The 916-nt window shown below is 75.7% G+C and carries 1 protein-coding gene and 1 pseudogene; both read left to right on the forward strand.

Annotation, left to right across the window (positions count from 1 at the left end; genetic code table 11):
- Window positions 1–525, forward strand: a 525-nt coding sequence (locus ND748_RS32890) for a PP2C family serine/threonine-protein phosphatase (RefSeq protein WP_251750147.1), incomplete at its 5' end; no start/stop codon positions are given.
- Window positions 506–916, forward strand: a pseudogene (locus ND748_RS32895) (hypothetical protein); the annotation flags it as partial. The gene ND748_RS32890 and the pseudogene ND748_RS32895, both read left to right, overlap by 20 nt.

A 916-nucleotide genomic window follows, 5' to 3' on the forward strand; every position in this document is an offset into this window, starting at 1 on the left:
GCGCAACGCAGCGCCGTCGCGTCGATCAGCGGTCCGGGCGACGCGCCGGCGTGCACCTTCGTCGCCGCCATCGTGACGCCGGGCCGGCTGGCGGTCGGCTGGCTCGGCGACAGCCGGGCCTACCTGTTCGACCGGTCCGGCGCGCGGCTGCTCACCGCGGACGACACCCTGGCCGCCGAGGCGGTGCGGGCCGGTCTGCTGCCACCGGAGCGGGCCGAGACCGGGCCCGGCGCCCACACGATCACCCACTGGCTCGGCACGGGCAGCGCGTCGGCGATCCCCCGGGTCGCCGCGACGGCACTGGCCGGGCCGGGACGGGTGGTGCTGTGCAGCGACGGGCTGTGGAACTACCTCTCGGCCGCGAGCGCCCTCGCCGACCGGATCGCCGACCTGCCGACCGAGGCGCCGGCGCTGGCGGTCGCCCGCCATCTGACGACCGTCGCCCTCACCCGCGGCGGCGGCGACAACATCACTGTGATCGTCATCGATATCCCGGGGAGCAGCGATGATCACCTTCAGCTGTGAGGTCAGCCAGAACGAGTTCCTTGCGCAGGGCGCCGGCGAGGTGCACGCGGTCATCACCGTGACCGCCCACGCCGACCACGCCGACCACGCCGACCACGCCGACCACGCCGACCCCGCCGACCCCGCCGGCAACACCGCCGGCCCCAGGAACGCCGCCGGCGCCGCCGAGGTGATCATCATGGACTGCTCCGGCTCCATGGAATACCCGCAGTCGAAGATCATTGAGGCTCGGCGGGCGGCGCGGGCGGCGATCGACGCGCTGCCCGACGGCGTCGCGTTCGCCGTGGTCGAAGGCACCGAGCAGGCGCGGGTGGTCTACCCGGAACGCCCGGAGCTGGCGACGGCGAGCGCCGAGGCGCGGGCGGCCGCGGGCCGGGCGGTCGCCCGGCTG

This window comes from Frankia sp. AiPs1 (assembly GCF_023716945.1).
Taxonomy (GTDB): domain Bacteria; phylum Actinomycetota; class Actinomycetes; order Frankiales; family Frankiaceae; genus Frankia.